The organism is Ochrobactrum sp. Q0168, from assembly GCF_016427605.1.
Classification (GTDB): Bacteria; Pseudomonadota; Alphaproteobacteria; order Rhizobiales; family Rhizobiaceae; genus Brucella.
Map to the genome: position 1 here is coordinate 783,286 of NZ_JAELXQ010000001.1, position 15,482 is coordinate 798,767.

Below are 15,482 nucleotides of genomic sequence, written 5' to 3' on the forward strand. Positions count from 1 at the left end.
GGACACGTGACGCCCGCTTTTGCATTAGTCCGTCCTCGCACGCTTCGCGGCTGCGGGCGGACGGTTGGCGTCAGCTGTCCGTCCCGCAATGTCGTGTCGTAGATATAGATGCGTTCGCGTGCCATAAGTGCCTGCCTGTCGGTGGGTCTGCTGCTGGTTCAACGTTACCGTTGCGGCCAATTATCTGTGTCGTAGTCTGGATGCTGGTAGGAAATCATCGTCCTGACGAATTCGATGCTCTCCGGATCGCGTTCGGTTGCATAGCCGGGAAGATTTGCAAGTCCGCCCACATAGGGAAGCTGCTTCTCGATCCCCCATTGTACGGTCGGCTCCACTTCCTCCGGCGCATCGAAAGTGCCGATGGCGAGCGCGACACCATCCGGCGCTTCATAGGTCAACGGGGTTCCGCATTCCGGGCAGAACCCGCGCTGAACATGGTTGGAGGAGCGAAAACGTTTCGGCTCATTGCGCGTCCATTCCAGCTTCGCCTGATTGACGGAAACCAGCGGCGCATAGAAATTGCCGAAAGCCTTCTGGCACATGCGACAATGACAGATGGAGGCCGAACCCAAAGCACCATCGACGCGGAATCGCACCGCGCCGCATTGGCAACCGCCGGTATAAATCGGCTTGTTATCGAGCGTCATGTTGTCCTCCACAATCAAAAACGCTGTCAGCCTACCACATCCCACGTCGTCATGCGCTCGCCCGTGGCAGGATCCTTGCCATCCTTGAGCTGCACGCCCTCGGCAAGAAGCGCATCGCGGATGCGATCGGCTTCCGCGAAGTTCTTCTCCTTGATCAAGCGCAGGCGTTCGGCAATGCGCGCCTCGATGGCATCCGTATCGACATTCGCCTTGGCGAATACCGGCACATCCTCAGCCGTCACGAAGTGAGAATCGAGCAGCCCCATCAGCGCCATGCCCTCGCCCAGCGTCGCAATATCCTTGTTCTTGAAGGCCTTGCGCAAGGCGGTGATCGCGACCCAGCTGTTCAGATCGTCGGACAGGGCTTCCGTCACTTCACCAATGGCGGTGAGCTTCTCCGGCGCAACAAACATGGCATCCCGCAGCAAACCGTACCAGCGGCGCAGTTCGTCAGACGATTCCGCCAGACGCTGTGCCGTCCAGTTGATCGGCTCGCGATAATGGGTTTGCAGCATCGACAGGCGCGCAGCCAGACCGACCCAGCGATCGCGGATTGCATTGTCATCCCAATCGCCCAGTTGCGGCAGACCGCCATTCAGCACATCGCGAATGGTGATGAAATTACCGAGCGATTTCGACATTTTCTGCCCTTCGACCTGCAGAAAGCCGTTATGCATCCAGATATTGGCCATCCGCTCGGTGCCGAATGCGCAGCAGGACTGCGCAATTTCGTTCTCATGATGCGGGAAGACCAGATCAATGCCGCCGCCGTGAATATCGAAGCGGTTCATTTCCGGATCGTCGCATTTCAGTCCGCCGCCGAACGGCTCCAAAAGCTTGGCCATCGACATGGCCGAGCATTCGATATGCCAGCCCGGACGGCCAAGCGCCTCAATGCCCGCAGGCGACGGCCAGCCCGGCTCGCCTTCCTTGGAAGGCTTCCACAGCACAAAATCCATCTCGTCGCGCTTGTAGGAGGCAACGTCCACGCGCGCCCCCGCCAGCATTTCGTCAAGCGAGCGGCGGGCCAGCGCACCATAGCGCGGACCGCCAAATGTTTTGACGCGCTCGTTCATGGCAGAGGGCGAAAACAGCACATGATCTTCGGCCACATAGGCGACGCCGATGGCGACCAGACGGTCGATCATGGCGCGCATTTCGTCCATATGCTCGGTCGCGCGCGGCTGAACGCTCGGCGCCAGATTGCCGAGCGCCGTCACATCGGCCTGAAACTGTGCATTGGTGCTTTCCGTCACACGACGGATGGCCTCGTTGAAAGGAAGCTGCGGATAATCGCGTGCGGCGCGCGCATTGATCTTGTCGTCAACGTCGGTGATGTTGCGCGCATAGGTGACGTGTTCGGCACCGTAAACCTGACGCAACAGCCGAAACAGAATGTCGAAGACGATGACCGGGCGCGCATTGCCGATATGGGCAAAATCATAGACGGTGGGTCCGCAGACATACATGCGCACATTGTCGGCATCGATGGGGGAAAAATCCTCCTTCGTGCGGGTCAGCGTATTGTAAAGACGCAATTGCGGCGCATCAGCCATTGTAATCATTCCCCAAAATAACCAGCAAAATCCCAGTGAATTCCCAAGTGAATTCAATGCACGACGGATCCCAGCCATTTGGCCGGGGCGTTATCATCCTGTTTTAGGAAAGGGAGACGAAAACGGCCGGGCCAGCAGGCTGCTAGCCAATAATGATCGCACAAATACAAATGTTCGTGGTCGGCGTTTTCATGGCAGCACTTATCCCTGTCCGGCGAACGACAGTCAAGCGCTTTTGCTTGCCAGTGGTTATTTTGCCGGGAAGCTTCATCCCACGCCAACGCAGTCGAAGACATCTGCCAAAATGTTGCATTTCTGCAACCCGGACAATCCTTGACGGGCATTAACCGGAATACCGCAAAACCGGCCCCAAACAGCCTTCATTCGGTCTCAATCCATCACAAAATAGTGAGCATGAATTGCTTAGGCGTAACCGGAGATCGGTTGGTTTCGAGAGCATTCGAAACTGGACACTTCGGGGAAAGGAAGTAAAAATGTCTAAGAGTGAACTGCAACCGCGTCAGGACCGTCTGGTCGACAAGTATCGTGAAATTGGCCCCGCAGCGCTCGTCGCCGCCTTGATGACGGCAGCAAAGCGCAGCAGCGCTGCCCGCAACGACAATCGTCGTCATTCCATACTGGCCACCAACAAATTCGCCAAGTAAGCGGTAACGACCGCAATAAGTCGCACAAAGCGGTCAGAACATCGAAAGCTGACCGCCGGAACCGTCTTCCGGTTCCGTTTTGCCCTTGCGCTTTTGTGGCGTTTTTAGCGCTTCAGTCGTTTCTTCGACGCGCATCTGCAGGTCTGGCGTGGCGTTGCTCACCTTGTTGACCTTGTCCGAGACGGGGATCGCCTCGAAAAAATCCTCCTGCACCGGGCGCATGATATCGGCCACTTCGCGCGGCAAATAGTGCTTGCAGTCGAGCCAGCGCGCAAAATCCTCCGGCTGCACCACCACCGGCATGCGCTCGTGGATCGGGCGCAGCAGCGCATTGGCGCTTGTGGTCAATATGCCGCCCGTTTCGATCTGCGATCCGTCGGCACTGCTCCAGGTTTCGATCAGCGCGCCAAAGGCGACCACGCCGCCATTGCGCGGGCGCACCCAATAGGCCTGCGCCTTGTTCTTCCCCTCCCGACGCCATTCATAAAAGCCGGAAGCTGGAACAAGCGCGCGGCGATGGTTCAGCGCGGCGCGAAACGAGTTCTTCTCGGCGGCGGTTTCCGACCGGATGTTGAACATCAAAGGCCAGTCATTGGGGTCTTTCACCCATGACGGCACGAAACCCCAGCGCACCAGCGTACCGACCCGGTCCGGGCGGTTACTCCCTATAGGCGGAGTTTCTCCCGCAACTATGGTGAGGATCGGCTGGGTCGGGGCGATATTATAGCGCGGAGGAAAATCCTCCGAGATCATGGCAGCCAGAAAGGTTTCAAGTTCTTCCCGGCTTGCCGTCAATGAAAAGCGTCCGCACATGGCGGCCATGTTCAGGTTTTTGTGCGGGTGGTCAAGACTGGTTTGCGATTGCCAAATCGCTGCAAGCCGATCATAGCTATTCCATGCCCACGATCCCCGTCATTCCCGTTCCGCTTCATGTTCATGGCGTTTCGCTGATCTGCCGTCGCGAAAGCCGCTTTCTGCTGGTTGAGCGCGGCAAGGAACCGTGGAAAGGCTGGCTGGCTTTTCCAGGCGGTGGCATCGAGACAGGCGAGACGCCGGAACAGGCGGCCATTCGCGAGCTTAAGGAAGAAACCGCGCTCGATGTCAGCGCCCTCTCCCATGTCATCACCGTGGATCTCGCATTGGAGGGCAAGGCTTATGAGAAGAGCTATTTCCTCTCCGTCTTTCGCGCGCTGGATATTTCAGGGCAAGAACAGCCCGGCGATGACGCCGCGGCCATCCACTGGCTGACAATTGAAGAAATGATCCATGCCCGCGTGACAGACAGCACGCTCGACGTTGCCCGCTCCGTTGCGGAAAGCGAAGATGGCTTGGGATATTAATCGGCCCGCGTTCGATCCTGTTTGACAATCTGCCTTGAAGCAGCCCCTATTTCACGCAACAAGTGCATTTCATGTGAGAGGGTTTCCGATTGAAAGGCATGAAACTGTTCCGGTTCGCATTGTTGATGTGGGCAGGCGCAGCCGGTCCGGCTTTTGCGCAGGATGCGCCCTATGAGGGCAAGATGTTGCGGCTTGCCGAGGTTCTCGGTTCGCTGCACTATCTGCGCAACCTATGCGGAGAAGCAGGCAGCGAATGGCGCGACCGTATGGATGCGATCATTGCCGCCGAAAAGCCGTCGGAAGGCGAAAGGGTGAGGATCGTTTCGAGCTTCAACCACGGATATCGCGTCTTCAGCGACAATTATACCCGCTGCACCCCTTCCGCCCTTGCGGCGATAGACCGCTATATGAAGGAAGGCGAAGGCTTGTCGAACGAGATCATCTCGCGCTATGGAAATTAACCAATCATACACTCTTATGCGGATTGCGGAGAATAGTCTCATTTAAATCCGGTATAATCTGTTAACACTGTCTTAAGAAGGCAGGCAGGCCGCAAATGGATCGGGCTCCCGCAACACGGTGAGACATCCGCAAAACGGCAGAAAGGCGAAAGCCAGGATGAAATCTATGGAACATGCACCGACCGATCTGGACGAGATGATCGCCCGCGAGAAGAAACTCGTGGCGATCGAGTATCACAACGAAGCCTGGGCGGACGGTATTTCCGAAGGCATCGAGCCTGAAATCCTCGCCGAAGCCGCTTTCACAACCGCGCTGACGGAACTGATCCGTGAGGCTGGCGATGATTGTGCTCTTGAACTCATTGAAAAGATGCGCGAGCAGATCGAAGCTGGCGCTTTCCTGCCAGCGCGCATCCTGCAATAGCCAAGCCATAACGCTGCCGGTCGCGGGGCAAGAACCGGCCGTTCCCCACAGTCGTCCTCCGACAACACCGATGCATCCTGCACTCTGGAATTTCGTCCGACCGCTCGCGCTTGTCGCTGGCATGATGCACTGCTCTCTGCCAGCATTTGCAGCAGCGGACCAGTTGGCGCTTGTAGATCGGTCCGAATTTCTGACCCTGCCCGCCTATCGCACCGCACCGGATGAGCATCCGGTCTCGTCGCCGATCCCGCTTCCCAATGCGTTGCCGCACCGGGTGCCATCTGCAACGCCGCAAAATACGCCTGCGCCCGCTGCCAAGCCGATGCCGGTAGTACTGCGTGATTTGGACAAGCTGCCGCAGCCTGTCCGGCAAATGCGCGAGAAAATGCTCGCGGCTGCACAATCCGGCGACATCGAGCAATTGCGCTCGCTTCTGGGCGAAGCCGACAACAGCACGCAGCTTTCTCTCGAAGACCATGAAGAAGATGTCATCGAATTTCTGAAATCGCTCGCGGGCGATGCGGAAGGCCGCGAAATCCTCGCCATCATCGCCGACCTGCTCGGTACGGGCTATGTGCATATGAATGCCGGGACGGATGACGAGGTCTATGTCTGGCCCTATTTCTACGCCATGCCGCTAGACAGGCTGACGCCATCGCAGACTGTCGAGCTGTTTCAGATCGTCACCGCCAGCGACTTCGAAGACATGAAAAAGGCGGGCGGCTATATTTTCTACAGCATCGGCATCGCACCCGATGGAAGCTGGCGCTTTTTCACCGCCGGAGAGTAATCACCCCGCTGCCCCGCGTGCGCGGCTTGGCGGCTGGTCATAGATACGCTGCCAGGCACGGCGAAACTGCCGCGCCGAGGCGAAGCCCGATCTTTCGGCGACATTCTCAATATCAAGACCCGAATTGAGCAGCATTTCACGGGCCAAACCGACTTTCAGCCGATTGACATAATCGGTCACGCTCATGCCCGTATGTTCGTTGAACAGCCGGGAGAGATTGCGCGGGCTCGCGCCGCTGACATCGGCCAGCCTCTCGACAGGCCAGGCCCCAGCCGGGTCTGCCGCAATGGCGTCCTGCGCGCGATGCACGACGGGGTTCATGTGATTGCGCCCTTCCAGCCAGGGCGAAAGTTGCGGATCGCCGCCGCTGCGTCTGAGATAAACGACCAGATAGCGCGCCACCGACAAGGCGACTGCGTGGCTGGTGGAATCGGCCACGATTTGCAGCATCAGGTCGATCCCGGCGGTGATACCCGCACTGGTCAGCCGTTCGCCATCTTCCACAAATAGCCGGTTCTGCAGCACTTTTGCGGTGGGAGCCGACTTTTCCAGTTCTGCGATGGCCAGATGATGCGTCGTGCAGACATAGCCATCAAGCAGCCCCGCGCGCGCCGCCAGCAAGGCGCCGGAGCAGATCGTGACCAGCCGGATACCGGGGCAGACGACACGCTTCAGCCAGTTGATAATTTCGTTCTCGAAGACGGCGTCTTCATCGCGGCTGGCAACCGGCCCGCCAAGCGGCATATCCGCGGAACCGGATACAATCACCAGCGAACCCTGCGGCACGGCATCCGGCAGCGGGCCGACGCCCGTTACCGCCAGACCGATGGAACTGTGCACCGTGCCAAGCGGCCCGACATAATGCACAGCAAATTCGACCTTGTTCTGGTCGAGATTAGCCTTGCGCAACACCTCAAGCGGTCCTGCCACGTCCAGCAAAAGCAGACGTGGCGGAACGATGACATAGACGGGAATGATTTGCTTGCCGTCTGTCGATTGGGTCATGCGGCCTTCCGTTCTTGATGTCCCGCCAGCGCTTCTTCCACCGTGGCGATACGGGCGAAGCGATTGGCCAGCACAAGTTCCGTGCGCGCCCGAATCTCAGCGGCGCTCCATTCGCGGCCCGCCGCATCGGTCATCGGAAAGGTCAGAGTCGCCTCGCTGACGTAATCGACCGCATAGCCAAGATCCGATGCCTGACGTGTAGTGGTTTCGCAGCACTGTTCCGTGCGGATGCCGGAAACGATCACGCGACGAATCCCATTCTCAACCAGCCAGACATTCAGTCCGGTGCCGACCAGCGCACTATGGCGACGCTTGCGAAACACCACATCCGGCGTGAAGGAGAGCGGCGCCAGCGTGCGGACATAGCCTGACGCTTCGGCGAAGTTGCCGCTATCTTCCGTATGGAAAATCTGAACAACCGGAATGCCCGCCTGCTTTGCGCCATCGATCAGCTTTTGCTGGCGCTCGATATAGGCGGCCACATCGGCATCGCGGTAGTAAGGCTGGTGACGGAAGGATTCCTGCGCGTCGATGACAAGCAGAACGGTATCTTGAGCGGACATTTTTGTTCTCCTACAGTGTGAATATAGGAGAGAATTTACGCCGTACAGACAGGATCGAAAGATAGATGCCGGACAAAGATGGGACAAATCACGCCATTCATCTAAATGGCGTGAACAACCATTATCCGCGCGGCAGAGCCTCGATGAATTCGACCGGCTCGCCCCGATGCGGGTTCACGATTTCGGCGTCCCACATCACCTTGATACCGCGAATGATCGTCCCGACCGGCCAGCCGGTGACGGTCTTGCCGTGGTAAGGCGTCCAGCCAGCCTTTGAACCCGCCTGCTCATGGGCGATGGTTTCGCGGCGCTTCATGTCCACAATGGTCAGATCGGCATCGTAGCCCACAGCAATGCGACCCTTGCGCGACATGCCGAAAATGCGGTTCGGGCCGTGGCTCGACAGATCGACGAAGCGCTCCAGCGACAGTTTGCCCGCATTCACATGGTCGAGCATGATCGGCACCAGCGTCTGCACGCCAGTCATGCCGGATGGCGAAGCCGGGTAAGGCTTCTGCTTTTCTTCCAGCGTATGCGGCGCGTGATCGGAGCCAAGCACGTCAACAATACCCTGATCAATACCCTTCCAGACACCATCGCGATGGCGCTTGTCGCGCACCGGCGGGTTCATCTGGATGAGATTGCCCAGCGTCTTGTAGTCATCGGCGCAAAGCGTCAGGTGATGCGGCGTCGCTTCGCAAGTCGCAACATCCTTATGCGCTTGCAGAAAGTCGATTTCCTCAGCGGTGGAGATGTGCAGCACATGTATACGCGCGCCGGTTTCATGGGCAATGCGCACCAGACGTTCGGTGCATTGCAGCGCGGCAACCTCGTCGCGCCAGACCGGATGGCTGGACGGGTCGCCCTCAACGCGCAGACCCTCCCGCTGCTTGAGGCGGAATTCGTCTTCCGAATGGAAGGCAGCGCGGCGGCGCGTGTTCTTCAGAATGGAGCGAACGCCTTCATCGTCTTCAACCAGCAGATCGCCGGTCGAGGAACCCATGAACACCTTGATGCCTGCGGCGCCCGGAAGGCGCTCCAGTTCGGCAACGTCCTTTGCATTGTCGCGTGTGCCGCCGACCCAGAAGGCGAAATCGCAATGCATGCGATGGCGTCCGCGACGAATTTTGTCTTCCAGCGTTTCGACGGTCGTGGTCAGTGGTTTGGTGTTCGGCATTTCGAAAACCGCAGTCACCCCGCCCAGCACGGCAGCGCGGGAGCCCGTTTCCAGATCTTCCTTATGCTCAAGGCCCGGCTCGCGGAAATGAACCTGACTATCCACGACCCCCGGCAGAATGTGCAGGCCGGTGCAGTCGATCACTTCGCCCGCCGAAGCCTGCCCCAGAGAGCCGATAGCAGCGATGCGCCCGTTGCGAATACCGATATCGCGCTGCCCGGTGCCATCATGATTGACGAGGGTTGCGCCTTTCAGAATCGTGTCGAACGTCTCGGCCATTGTGCTCTCCTACGCTGCTGGGACTTGCGAGCCTTTCCAATGGGGATTACGTAACGAAGGCGCGAAACGCAAGGAAGAAGCGATGACAACGGCAGCCGAAACGATCAATCTTTCCAACAGGGCACTGGTTCACATCACCGGCGAAGACGCGGAAAAGTTTTTGCAGGCCGTGATCACGACCAATCTCGACAAGCTCGGCCCGGACGAAGCCAAACCGGGTGCGCTGCTGACGCCGCAGGGGAAAATCCTGTTCGATTTCCTCGTCTCGCGTATTGAAAACGGCCTGCGCTTCGACATGCCCGCAAGCATCGCAGCTGATTTCTGCAAGCGCATGACGTTCTATCGCCTGCGCGCCAAAGCGGAAATTACACAATTGCCGGAATCACTTGTCAGCGTTTCCTGGCAAACTGATTCCGCTCCTTCACAAGATGATCCAACCAAGCGCGATTCCCGTTTTCCAGCTGAGCTGAACGTGCTTCGCACCTATGGCAAAGCCGGTGGAAATGCCGATGCCTCGGCATGGACGAAGCTGCGCGCCGAATATGGCATCGCGGAAGGCGAAGCCGATTTTGCCTATAGCGATGTGTTTCCGCATGACGTGAATTTCGACCAGACCGGCGGTGTGACCTTCCCGAAGGGATGCTTCATCGGGCAGGAAGTCGTGTCCCGCATGCAGCATCGCGGCACGCCGCGACGCCGTGTTCTGGTCGTCAAAGCGGAAGGCAATCTGCCGCCGCTCGGCACACCCATTACGGCAGAGGGACGCGAGGTCGGCAATCTCGGCAGTTCCGCAGGAGGTGTCGGCATCGCGCTTGTGCGCATCGATCGTGTCAAGGATGCAATGGATGCGGGCACGCCGCTTCTCGCTGGCGAAACGCCGCTTGAACTAAGCCTGCCGCCGCATGTCCGGTTCGGCCTCCCCGAACCCGAAGCAGGCAACGCCTGATGGCGGCTGCGGATCAATCATCCGGCAAAGCCCGTGCCTGGCAACGCATGTTGTCTGGCCGCAGGCTCGACCTGCTTGACCCCTCGCCGCTCGATGTGGAGATTGAGGATATCGCCCATGGCCTCTCCCGCGTGGCGCGCTGGAACGGACAGACCATCGGAGAACATGCTTTTTCCGTCGCCCAGCATTCCTTGCTGGTGGAGGAGATTTTCAACCGCCTTCAGCCGGATGCAAGCGCCGAATGGCAAATCCTGACCCTGCTGCATGATGCACCTGAATATGTGATCGGCGACATGATCTCGCCGTTCAAGGCTGTGATGGGCGGCAATTACAAGTTGATCGAAACCCGGCTGCAAACTGCCATTCACCACCGCTTTTCGCTGCCGGCAACATTATCGGCAAAGCTCAAACCACTCGTAAAGCGCGCAGATCAGATCGCGGCCTATTTTGAGGCCACACGGCTGGCCGGGTTCAGCGAAGGGGAAGCCATCAAATATTTTGGCCGTCCACGCGGCTTCGATCCAGCCGGACTGGACCTGGCCCCACGCCCGACGCAAAGCATACAAAGTGACTTTCTGGCGCGCTTCGCCTTGCTGGAAGAAAAGCGCAAGAGCGGATCATGACGCTGATCGTCGTCAGCCCCCTCTCCCAACTGGCTGAACAGCTGGAGCATCACAGGCCAAGCCATGTGATAACACTGACCAGTGGCGACGTTCCGGCCTTAACCGACAGCTGCACTGCACAGCGTCTGGTGCTGACATTCAACGACATCACCGAACCGCGCGAAGGCATGGTCGCGCCGGATGCAGCCCATGTGCAAGCCTTGCTCGATTTTGTGCATGGCTGGCAACAGGACGCACCACTGCTCATCCATTGCTATGCGGGCATTTCCCGTTCAACCGCTGCCGCCTATATCGCGGCTATAGCGCTCAATCCGCGAAGCGACGAAGTAGCCCTGGCAAGCGAATTGCGGAAACAATCCCCCTCCGCCACGCCGAATATTCGCCTGATCGTGATTGCAGATGAGATTCTGGGACGAAACGGGCGCATGGGCGCCGCGATCAAATTGATCGGGCGCGGCGCAGAAGCGTTCGAAGGCGAGGTTTTCAGCCTGCCTGTCCGCGTTTGAGCGCGTTCAGAAAGCCCCCACGGGAATCGGGCGGCGTCTGCGCCCGCGGCTCCCAGACATGGCGCATGAAAAAATAGCCTGTCATCTTGAATGCATGGTCGATGTCGTCATAGGACGACGCCCGCACAGCGGTGTCGTTGACGAAAGCAGGCAAGGCCAGAAGCTTGTCGGCCCATGGCGCGCCAGCCTCGCGGCACACGGCACGGCCTGATTTCGGCGAGACATAAATCAGCTCTTCACGACGGCCCGTAGCGGCGCATTCCTTGAGATCGAGACCGAAGCCCAGTTCTTCCAGCATCATGACTTCGAAGCGCAGCAGCAATTCGCCGGATGCCAGCGGATCGTCAAAATGTTCGATGATGAGCCGCAGCGTTTCGTAAAGGCCGCGATGCGCATCGCGTTCCGGCAAAAGCCGCAAATGCGAGGCTGCAAGCTGAATGCCATAAAGCGCGACCGGCGTTTCAATGAGCCGCGCTGCGGCGAAGCCCAACGGCTCAATGGTGAAACTGCCCATATGCTCGTCCAGCCGCGCCCACCAGCCGATATCGACATGGTTGCCAGGCTGGAGCAGCGGCTGCATGCGGCGGGATCGCCCGCCGCGCACCATGCCCAGATGTCGGCCATGATCGCGGGTCATCACTTCGACAATGGCGCTGGTTTCACCATGACGACGTGTGCCGAGAATTATGCCTTCATCATGCCATTCCATAGACGTGAGTTTTGACTGCTAGGTGGGAAAATCAAGTCCCATTTCGCGATAGCGCTCGGGATCATTGCCCCAGTTTTCGCGCACTTTCACGAACAGGAACAGATGAACCGTCTGTTCGAGAATTTCCGAGATTTCCTTGCGCGCCGACTGGCCGATAGCCTTCACGGTCTCGCCCTTGTGGCCAAGCACGATCTTCTTCTGGCTTTCGCGCTCGACATAGATGACCTGTTCGATGCGAACCGAGCCGTCCTTGCGCTCTTCCCAGCGTTCCGTTTCCACGGTCGATGCATAGGGCAGTTCTTCATGCAGGCGCAGGTAAAGCTTTTCGCGAGTGATTTCGGCTGCGAGCTGGCGCATCGGCATGTCGGAAATCTGGTCTTCCGGATAGTACCACGGACCGTTCGGCACGTTTTCAGCCAGATATTTCGCCAGATCCTTGCAGCCCGAACCGTTGAGCGCCGAGATCATGAATGTCTGGTCGAAGGTCACGAGTTCATTGGCCTTCTGGGCCAGTGTCAGCAGCACCGGCGGGTCAACACGGTCGACCTTGTTCAGCACCAGCACCTTCTTCTGGCGCACGTTCTTCATGCTTTCCAGAAGCGCTTCGGCATTCTCATTGAGACTGCCCTGCGCATCCAGCAGAACCAGAATGATATCCGCGTCCTTTGCACCGCCCCAGGCCGTGGTGACCATGGCGCGGTCGAGCCTGCGCTTCGGGCGGAAGATGCCGGGGGTGTCGACCAGAACGATCTGCGCCGGACCCTCGATGAAAATGCCGCGCACGAGCGCGCGCGTTGTCTGCACCTTGTGCGTGACAATCGATACTTTCGTGCCCACGAGTTGGTTGACCAGTGTGGATTTCCCCGCATTTGGCGCCCCGATCAGCGCAACAAAACCCGAGCGGGTCTGCCCGGTTTCCGTTTCGCTTTCTGTCGGTGTCGTCCGATTATTCATTGTCCATCCTTCCAGACGATATTTTGTATAGAGCGTGGTCCCCTTGGCACGCTCATTGCCCCCCGGTGCGACAGCGTCGTCGTTACAACGAGATTTGTCGCAATCGATCAATTATAACCGATTTCGATTGAAAAAACGTGAGTTCTTGCGTCATACAGTTTCGTCGCGCTTCCACACGCCTTCGCGGTAGAGCATGGCTTCCGCAGCGCTTTGTTCGGCGATGCGCTTTGAGCGTCCCTCGCCGATTGCCGGCGCGAAACCCTGCACCTGCACTTCCACCACAAAGAGAGGATCATGGTCCGGGCCGCTGCGGCTCAAAACAGAATAGGACGGGTGTACATTGCCCTGCTGATGCGCCCATTCCTGCAGCTCTGTCTTGGCATCGCGCCGTCCCGCGCCCGTTTCAAGCGATCTTTTCTTCCAGTAACGCTTGATGAAGGCGCGTGCCGCTTCAAGTCCGCCGTCGAGATAGATGGTGGCGATCAGCGCTTCGACGACATCCGCCCGCACATTCATGAGGCGCTTGTCGTTCAGCGATTTGATATCGGAGCCGGTATGAATAAAACGGGCGAGACCGATTTCGTCAGCAATCGCCGCGCAGGTTTCGGCATTGACCAGCGCATTGAGGCGCACCGACAATTCGCCTTCGGACGCCTCGGGAAATGCTTCGAACAGCATTTCTGCGACAGCAAGACCCAGCACACGGTCGCCCAGAAACTCCAGCCGCTCATAATTAGCCCGCAACGGGGCCTGTACACTTGAATGCGTGAGCGCACGTTCCAGCCGTTTCAAATTCAGAAAACGGTGTCCGGTGCGCTCCTCGAGAATTGTAGCTGCCTGGCTTGCGGAAACCATATCAGTTTCCGGTGACGGCCGTATGCGGCGCAGCATTCACAGAGCTGAACAGACGGCTGAAACGCACATCCGTCGGCCATTTCCAGATTTCGAGCGGGCTCGACTTATCAGCGATGGAGAAGAAGATGATATTGGCGCGGCCGACGAGATTTTCGAACGGCACATAGCCAACCCCGAAACGGCTATCGAGCGAATTGTCGCGATTGTCGCCCATCATGAAGTAATGACCGGCCGGCACTTCAAAAACGCGGGTATCGTCGCCGATAGAATTCGGTGCGAGATCGAGCGTATCATAGGTCACGCCTTCCGGCAGCGTTTCGCGATAAACCTCAACCGGACGGTTCACTTCCGTCACATCGGGATTGTCGATGGTGCCGATGCGATCGCGCTTCACAGGCTGATCGTTGATATAGAGCACGCCGCCGCGCATTTGCACGCGGTCGCCCGGCAGGCCGATCACGCGCTTGATGTAATCAACGGACGTGTCGCTCGGCAGCTTGAACACCACCACGTCGCCGCGCTTCGGTTCCGCGCTCCAGATACGGCCCGAAAACAGGTCGAGACCGAAAGGCAGCGAAAAGCGCGAATAGCCATAGGCATATTTCGACACAAACAAATAATCGCCTTCCAGCAAAGTCGGGCGCATCGAGCCCGATGGAATGCTGAATGGCTGGAAAAGAATGGTGCGAATGACCAGCGCCAGCAGCAGAGCCTGCACGATAACGCTGATGGTTTCGCCCAGGCCGCCGGACTTTTTGGTTTCACTCTTGCTGGACACGCTCATTGTCTCTCCGCTTGCGATAACGCGATCATGTGTATTCACGCATTATCCGACGCAAAACCGCTGCGCACTTTTGCTGGAAATGCTCTAATAACGACTTGGATTGCGTGAGGCAATCCGCGCACTGCTTTCTCGCACGATTATGAGCAGGAGTTTACCTGTCACAACCCCAATAACTTTCGTCCGGATCGCCAAAACCGCTCAAGCCGGTTCCGGCAACGCCTCGATGATCACGAAAGCCTGCGCGAGAGGAAAATCATCGGTAATTGTCAGATGTATGGCGGCGCGCGTTCCCGGCGGCAGAAGTCTTTGCAACTGTTTGGCCGCGCCGTCCGTCAGTTGCATTGTGGGCTTGCCGGAAGGCGCATTGACCACGCCCATGTCGCGCCAGAACACGCCGCGCGCAATGCCGGTGCCTAGCGCCTTGGCGCAGGCTTCCTTAGCGGCAAAGCGCTTGGCGTAGGACGCCGCACGCTGCTGACGTCCCTCCGATTTCTTCTGCTCGATTTCGGTAAAAACCCGATTGCGGAAACGGTCGCCGTGCCGCTCCAGAGCTTTTTCGATACGCCGGATATCGATGAGGTCGCTACCTATTCCGACGATCATATTTGCTGAAGCTCCCGTTCCGCGTGCCGCCTGTGCTTTTCAGCCAGTCGTTCCAGACGGCGACGGCGAAACACGGAGACCGCATAGCGCGTCACGAAATAGACGAGCACCGCACAGGCGGCGCCCAGAATGGTCGAACCGAACAGCATGGGCTTCAGGAGCGGCGTCCAAATCTCGTCGAAATGCATCGTTTCGAGTGCACGGCCAAGATGCACCGGCGGTGCCGCATCCATGCTACCATTCATGATGAAGCGACCGAGTTCGAAGGTACTTCCCCAGATAAGGGGCAAAGTAAGCGGATTGGCCAGCGTAGTGCCGATGGCGGCAGCCGCAATATTGCCCGCCAGAAAATAGGCCAGCACAATTGCAATGATCAAATGAAAGCCGAAGAATGGCGTAAACGCCGAAAAGACGCCGACAGCCAGACCCGCCGCCACCGCATGCGGGGAGGCAGTGATACGCAGAATCCTCTTACCCCCGTATTTGAATGAACGGGAAAAAGAACGGCGCGGCCAGATCATAAGTCTCAGGCGCTCGCCTCGGGTCAGCGGATTTCGGCGTTGGAACAACATGGGCTCTTAATACTGCTCTCCTT

20 protein-coding genes are annotated in these 15,482 nt (G+C 58.3%); 8 read left to right on the forward strand and 12 right to left on the reverse strand.

Going from position 1 to position 15,482, the window contains the following annotated elements:
• Window positions 1-164: 164 nt before the first annotated feature.
• Window positions 165-647 (reverse strand): GFA family protein, encoded by a 483-nt coding sequence (locus tag JAU75_RS03800; RefSeq protein WP_199054695.1) that lies wholly within the window; start codon window positions 645-647, stop codon window positions 165-167.
• A gap of 26 nt (window positions 648-673) precedes the next feature.
• On the reverse strand, window positions 674-2,203 hold the full coding sequence (gene cysS, locus JAU75_RS03805) for a cysteine--tRNA ligase (protein ID WP_199054697.1): 1,530 nt from the start codon (window positions 2,201-2,203) through the stop codon (window positions 674-676).
• 494 nt (window positions 2,204-2,697) lie between these two features.
• Here cysS and JAU75_RS03810 point away from each other — a divergent pair, with 494 nt between their 5' ends.
• Complete coding sequence (locus JAU75_RS03810) at window positions 2,698-2,868, forward strand: hydrolase (RefSeq protein ID WP_199054699.1); 171 nt, start codon at window positions 2,698-2,700, stop codon at window positions 2,866-2,868.
• A 33-nt stretch (window positions 2,869-2,901) separates the two neighbouring features.
• Here the strand turns inward: JAU75_RS03810 and JAU75_RS03815 are convergent, their stop codons facing one another.
• On the reverse strand, window positions 2,902-3,681 hold the full coding sequence (locus JAU75_RS03815; RefSeq protein WP_199054929.1) for an SOS response-associated peptidase: 780 nt from the start codon (window positions 3,679-3,681) through the stop codon (window positions 2,902-2,904).
• An 83-nt stretch (window positions 3,682-3,764) separates the two neighbouring features.
• Between JAU75_RS03815 and JAU75_RS03820 the strand changes: the two genes are divergently transcribed.
• The 4 genes from JAU75_RS03820 (at window position 3,765) to JAU75_RS03835 (ending at window position 5,883) form a co-directional block, all read left to right on the forward strand.
• Window positions 3,765-4,208, forward strand: a complete 444-nt coding sequence (locus JAU75_RS03820) for an NUDIX domain-containing protein (RefSeq protein WP_199054701.1) — start codon at window positions 3,765-3,767, stop codon at window positions 4,206-4,208.
• A 98-nt stretch (window positions 4,209-4,306) separates the two neighbouring features.
• Window positions 4,307-4,669: a TIGR02301 family protein gene (locus JAU75_RS03825; protein ID WP_371836105.1), complete on the forward strand. Its 363-nt coding sequence runs from the start codon at window positions 4,307-4,309 to the stop codon at window positions 4,667-4,669.
• 166 nt (window positions 4,670-4,835) lie between these two features.
• A complete protein-coding gene (locus tag JAU75_RS03830; RefSeq protein WP_199054703.1) occupies window positions 4,836-5,093 on the forward strand; it encodes a hypothetical protein in 258 nt (85 codons plus the stop codon).
• A 7-nt stretch (window positions 5,094-5,100) separates the two neighbouring features.
• Window positions 5,101-5,883 carry a hypothetical protein gene (locus JAU75_RS03835; RefSeq protein WP_371836113.1) on the forward strand — a complete coding sequence of 261 codons (783 nt, stop codon included), beginning with the start codon at window positions 5,101-5,103 and terminating at the stop codon, window positions 5,881-5,883.
• Here the strand turns inward: JAU75_RS03835 and JAU75_RS03840 are convergent, their stop codons facing one another.
• The 3 genes from JAU75_RS03840 to JAU75_RS03850 form a co-directional block, all read right to left on the reverse strand.
• Window positions 5,884-6,888 carry a helix-turn-helix domain-containing protein gene (locus JAU75_RS03840; protein ID WP_199054705.1) on the reverse strand — a complete coding sequence of 335 codons (1,005 nt, stop codon included), beginning with the start codon at window positions 6,886-6,888 and terminating at the stop codon, window positions 5,884-5,886.
• Window positions 6,885-7,451 carry an isochorismatase family protein gene (locus JAU75_RS03845; RefSeq protein WP_199054707.1) on the reverse strand — a complete coding sequence of 189 codons (567 nt, stop codon included), beginning with the start codon at window positions 7,449-7,451 and terminating at the stop codon, window positions 6,885-6,887. Before JAU75_RS03845 ends, JAU75_RS03840 begins: the two co-directional genes overlap by 4 nt.
• A 121-nt stretch (window positions 7,452-7,572) precedes the next feature.
• On the reverse strand, window positions 7,573-8,907 hold the full coding sequence (locus JAU75_RS03850; RefSeq protein WP_199054708.1) for a dihydroorotase: 1,335 nt from the start codon (window positions 8,905-8,907) through the stop codon (window positions 7,573-7,575).
• Here JAU75_RS03850 and JAU75_RS03855 point away from each other — a divergent pair.
• From JAU75_RS03855 to JAU75_RS03865, 3 genes are read left to right on the forward strand one after another with little or no spacing between them, the layout of a single operon-like run.
• The gene (locus JAU75_RS03855; RefSeq protein WP_199054932.1) at window positions 8,906-9,853 is read left to right on the forward strand and encodes a folate-binding protein YgfZ; all 948 of its coding nucleotides are present in this window, start codon (window positions 8,906-8,908) and stop codon (window positions 9,851-9,853) included. The two genes, JAU75_RS03850 and JAU75_RS03855, sit on opposite strands and share 2 nt — an antisense overlap.
• On the forward strand, window positions 9,853-10,476 hold the full coding sequence (locus JAU75_RS03860; protein ID WP_199054709.1) for an HD family hydrolase: 624 nt from the start codon (window positions 9,853-9,855) through the stop codon (window positions 10,474-10,476). Before JAU75_RS03855 ends, JAU75_RS03860 begins: the two co-directional genes overlap by 1 nt.
• Window positions 10,473-10,982, forward strand: a complete 510-nt coding sequence (locus JAU75_RS03865) for a tyrosine protein phosphatase (RefSeq protein ID WP_199054710.1) — start codon at window positions 10,473-10,475, stop codon at window positions 10,980-10,982. Before JAU75_RS03860 ends, JAU75_RS03865 begins: the two co-directional genes overlap by 4 nt.
• On the opposite strand, the gene recO is transcribed toward JAU75_RS03865, so the two are convergent.
• The 6 genes from recO to bspA form a co-directional block, all read right to left on the reverse strand.
• On the reverse strand, window positions 10,960-11,691 hold the full coding sequence (gene recO / locus JAU75_RS03870) for a DNA repair protein RecO (protein WP_199054711.1): 732 nt from the start codon (window positions 11,689-11,691) through the stop codon (window positions 10,960-10,962). The two genes, JAU75_RS03865 and recO, sit on opposite strands and share 23 nt — an antisense overlap.
• 18 nt (window positions 11,692-11,709) lie before the next feature.
• A complete protein-coding gene (era, locus tag JAU75_RS03875) occupies window positions 11,710-12,645 on the reverse strand; it encodes a GTPase Era (protein ID WP_199054712.1) in 936 nt (311 codons plus the stop codon).
• Window positions 12,646-12,795: 150 nt separating this feature from the next.
• Window positions 12,796-13,500, reverse strand: coding sequence for a ribonuclease III (gene rnc / locus JAU75_RS03880; RefSeq protein ID WP_199054713.1), 705 nt, complete (start codon window positions 13,498-13,500; stop codon window positions 12,796-12,798).
• 1 nt (window position 13,501) lies between these two features.
• Window positions 13,502-14,284, reverse strand: a complete 783-nt coding sequence (lepB, locus tag JAU75_RS03885; protein WP_199054714.1) for a signal peptidase I — start codon at window positions 14,282-14,284, stop codon at window positions 13,502-13,504.
• Between the two features lie 198 nt (window positions 14,285-14,482).
• Entirely contained in the window at window positions 14,483-14,887 is a 405-nt protein-coding gene (gene acpS, locus JAU75_RS03890) for a holo-ACP synthase (RefSeq protein WP_199054715.1), read from the reverse strand.
• Window positions 14,884-15,459, reverse strand: a complete 576-nt coding sequence (gene bspA, locus JAU75_RS03895; RefSeq protein ID WP_199054716.1) for a type IV secretion system effector BspA — start codon at window positions 15,457-15,459, stop codon at window positions 14,884-14,886. Before bspA ends, acpS begins: the two co-directional genes overlap by 4 nt.
• Between the last annotated feature and the right edge of the window lie 23 nt (window positions 15,460-15,482).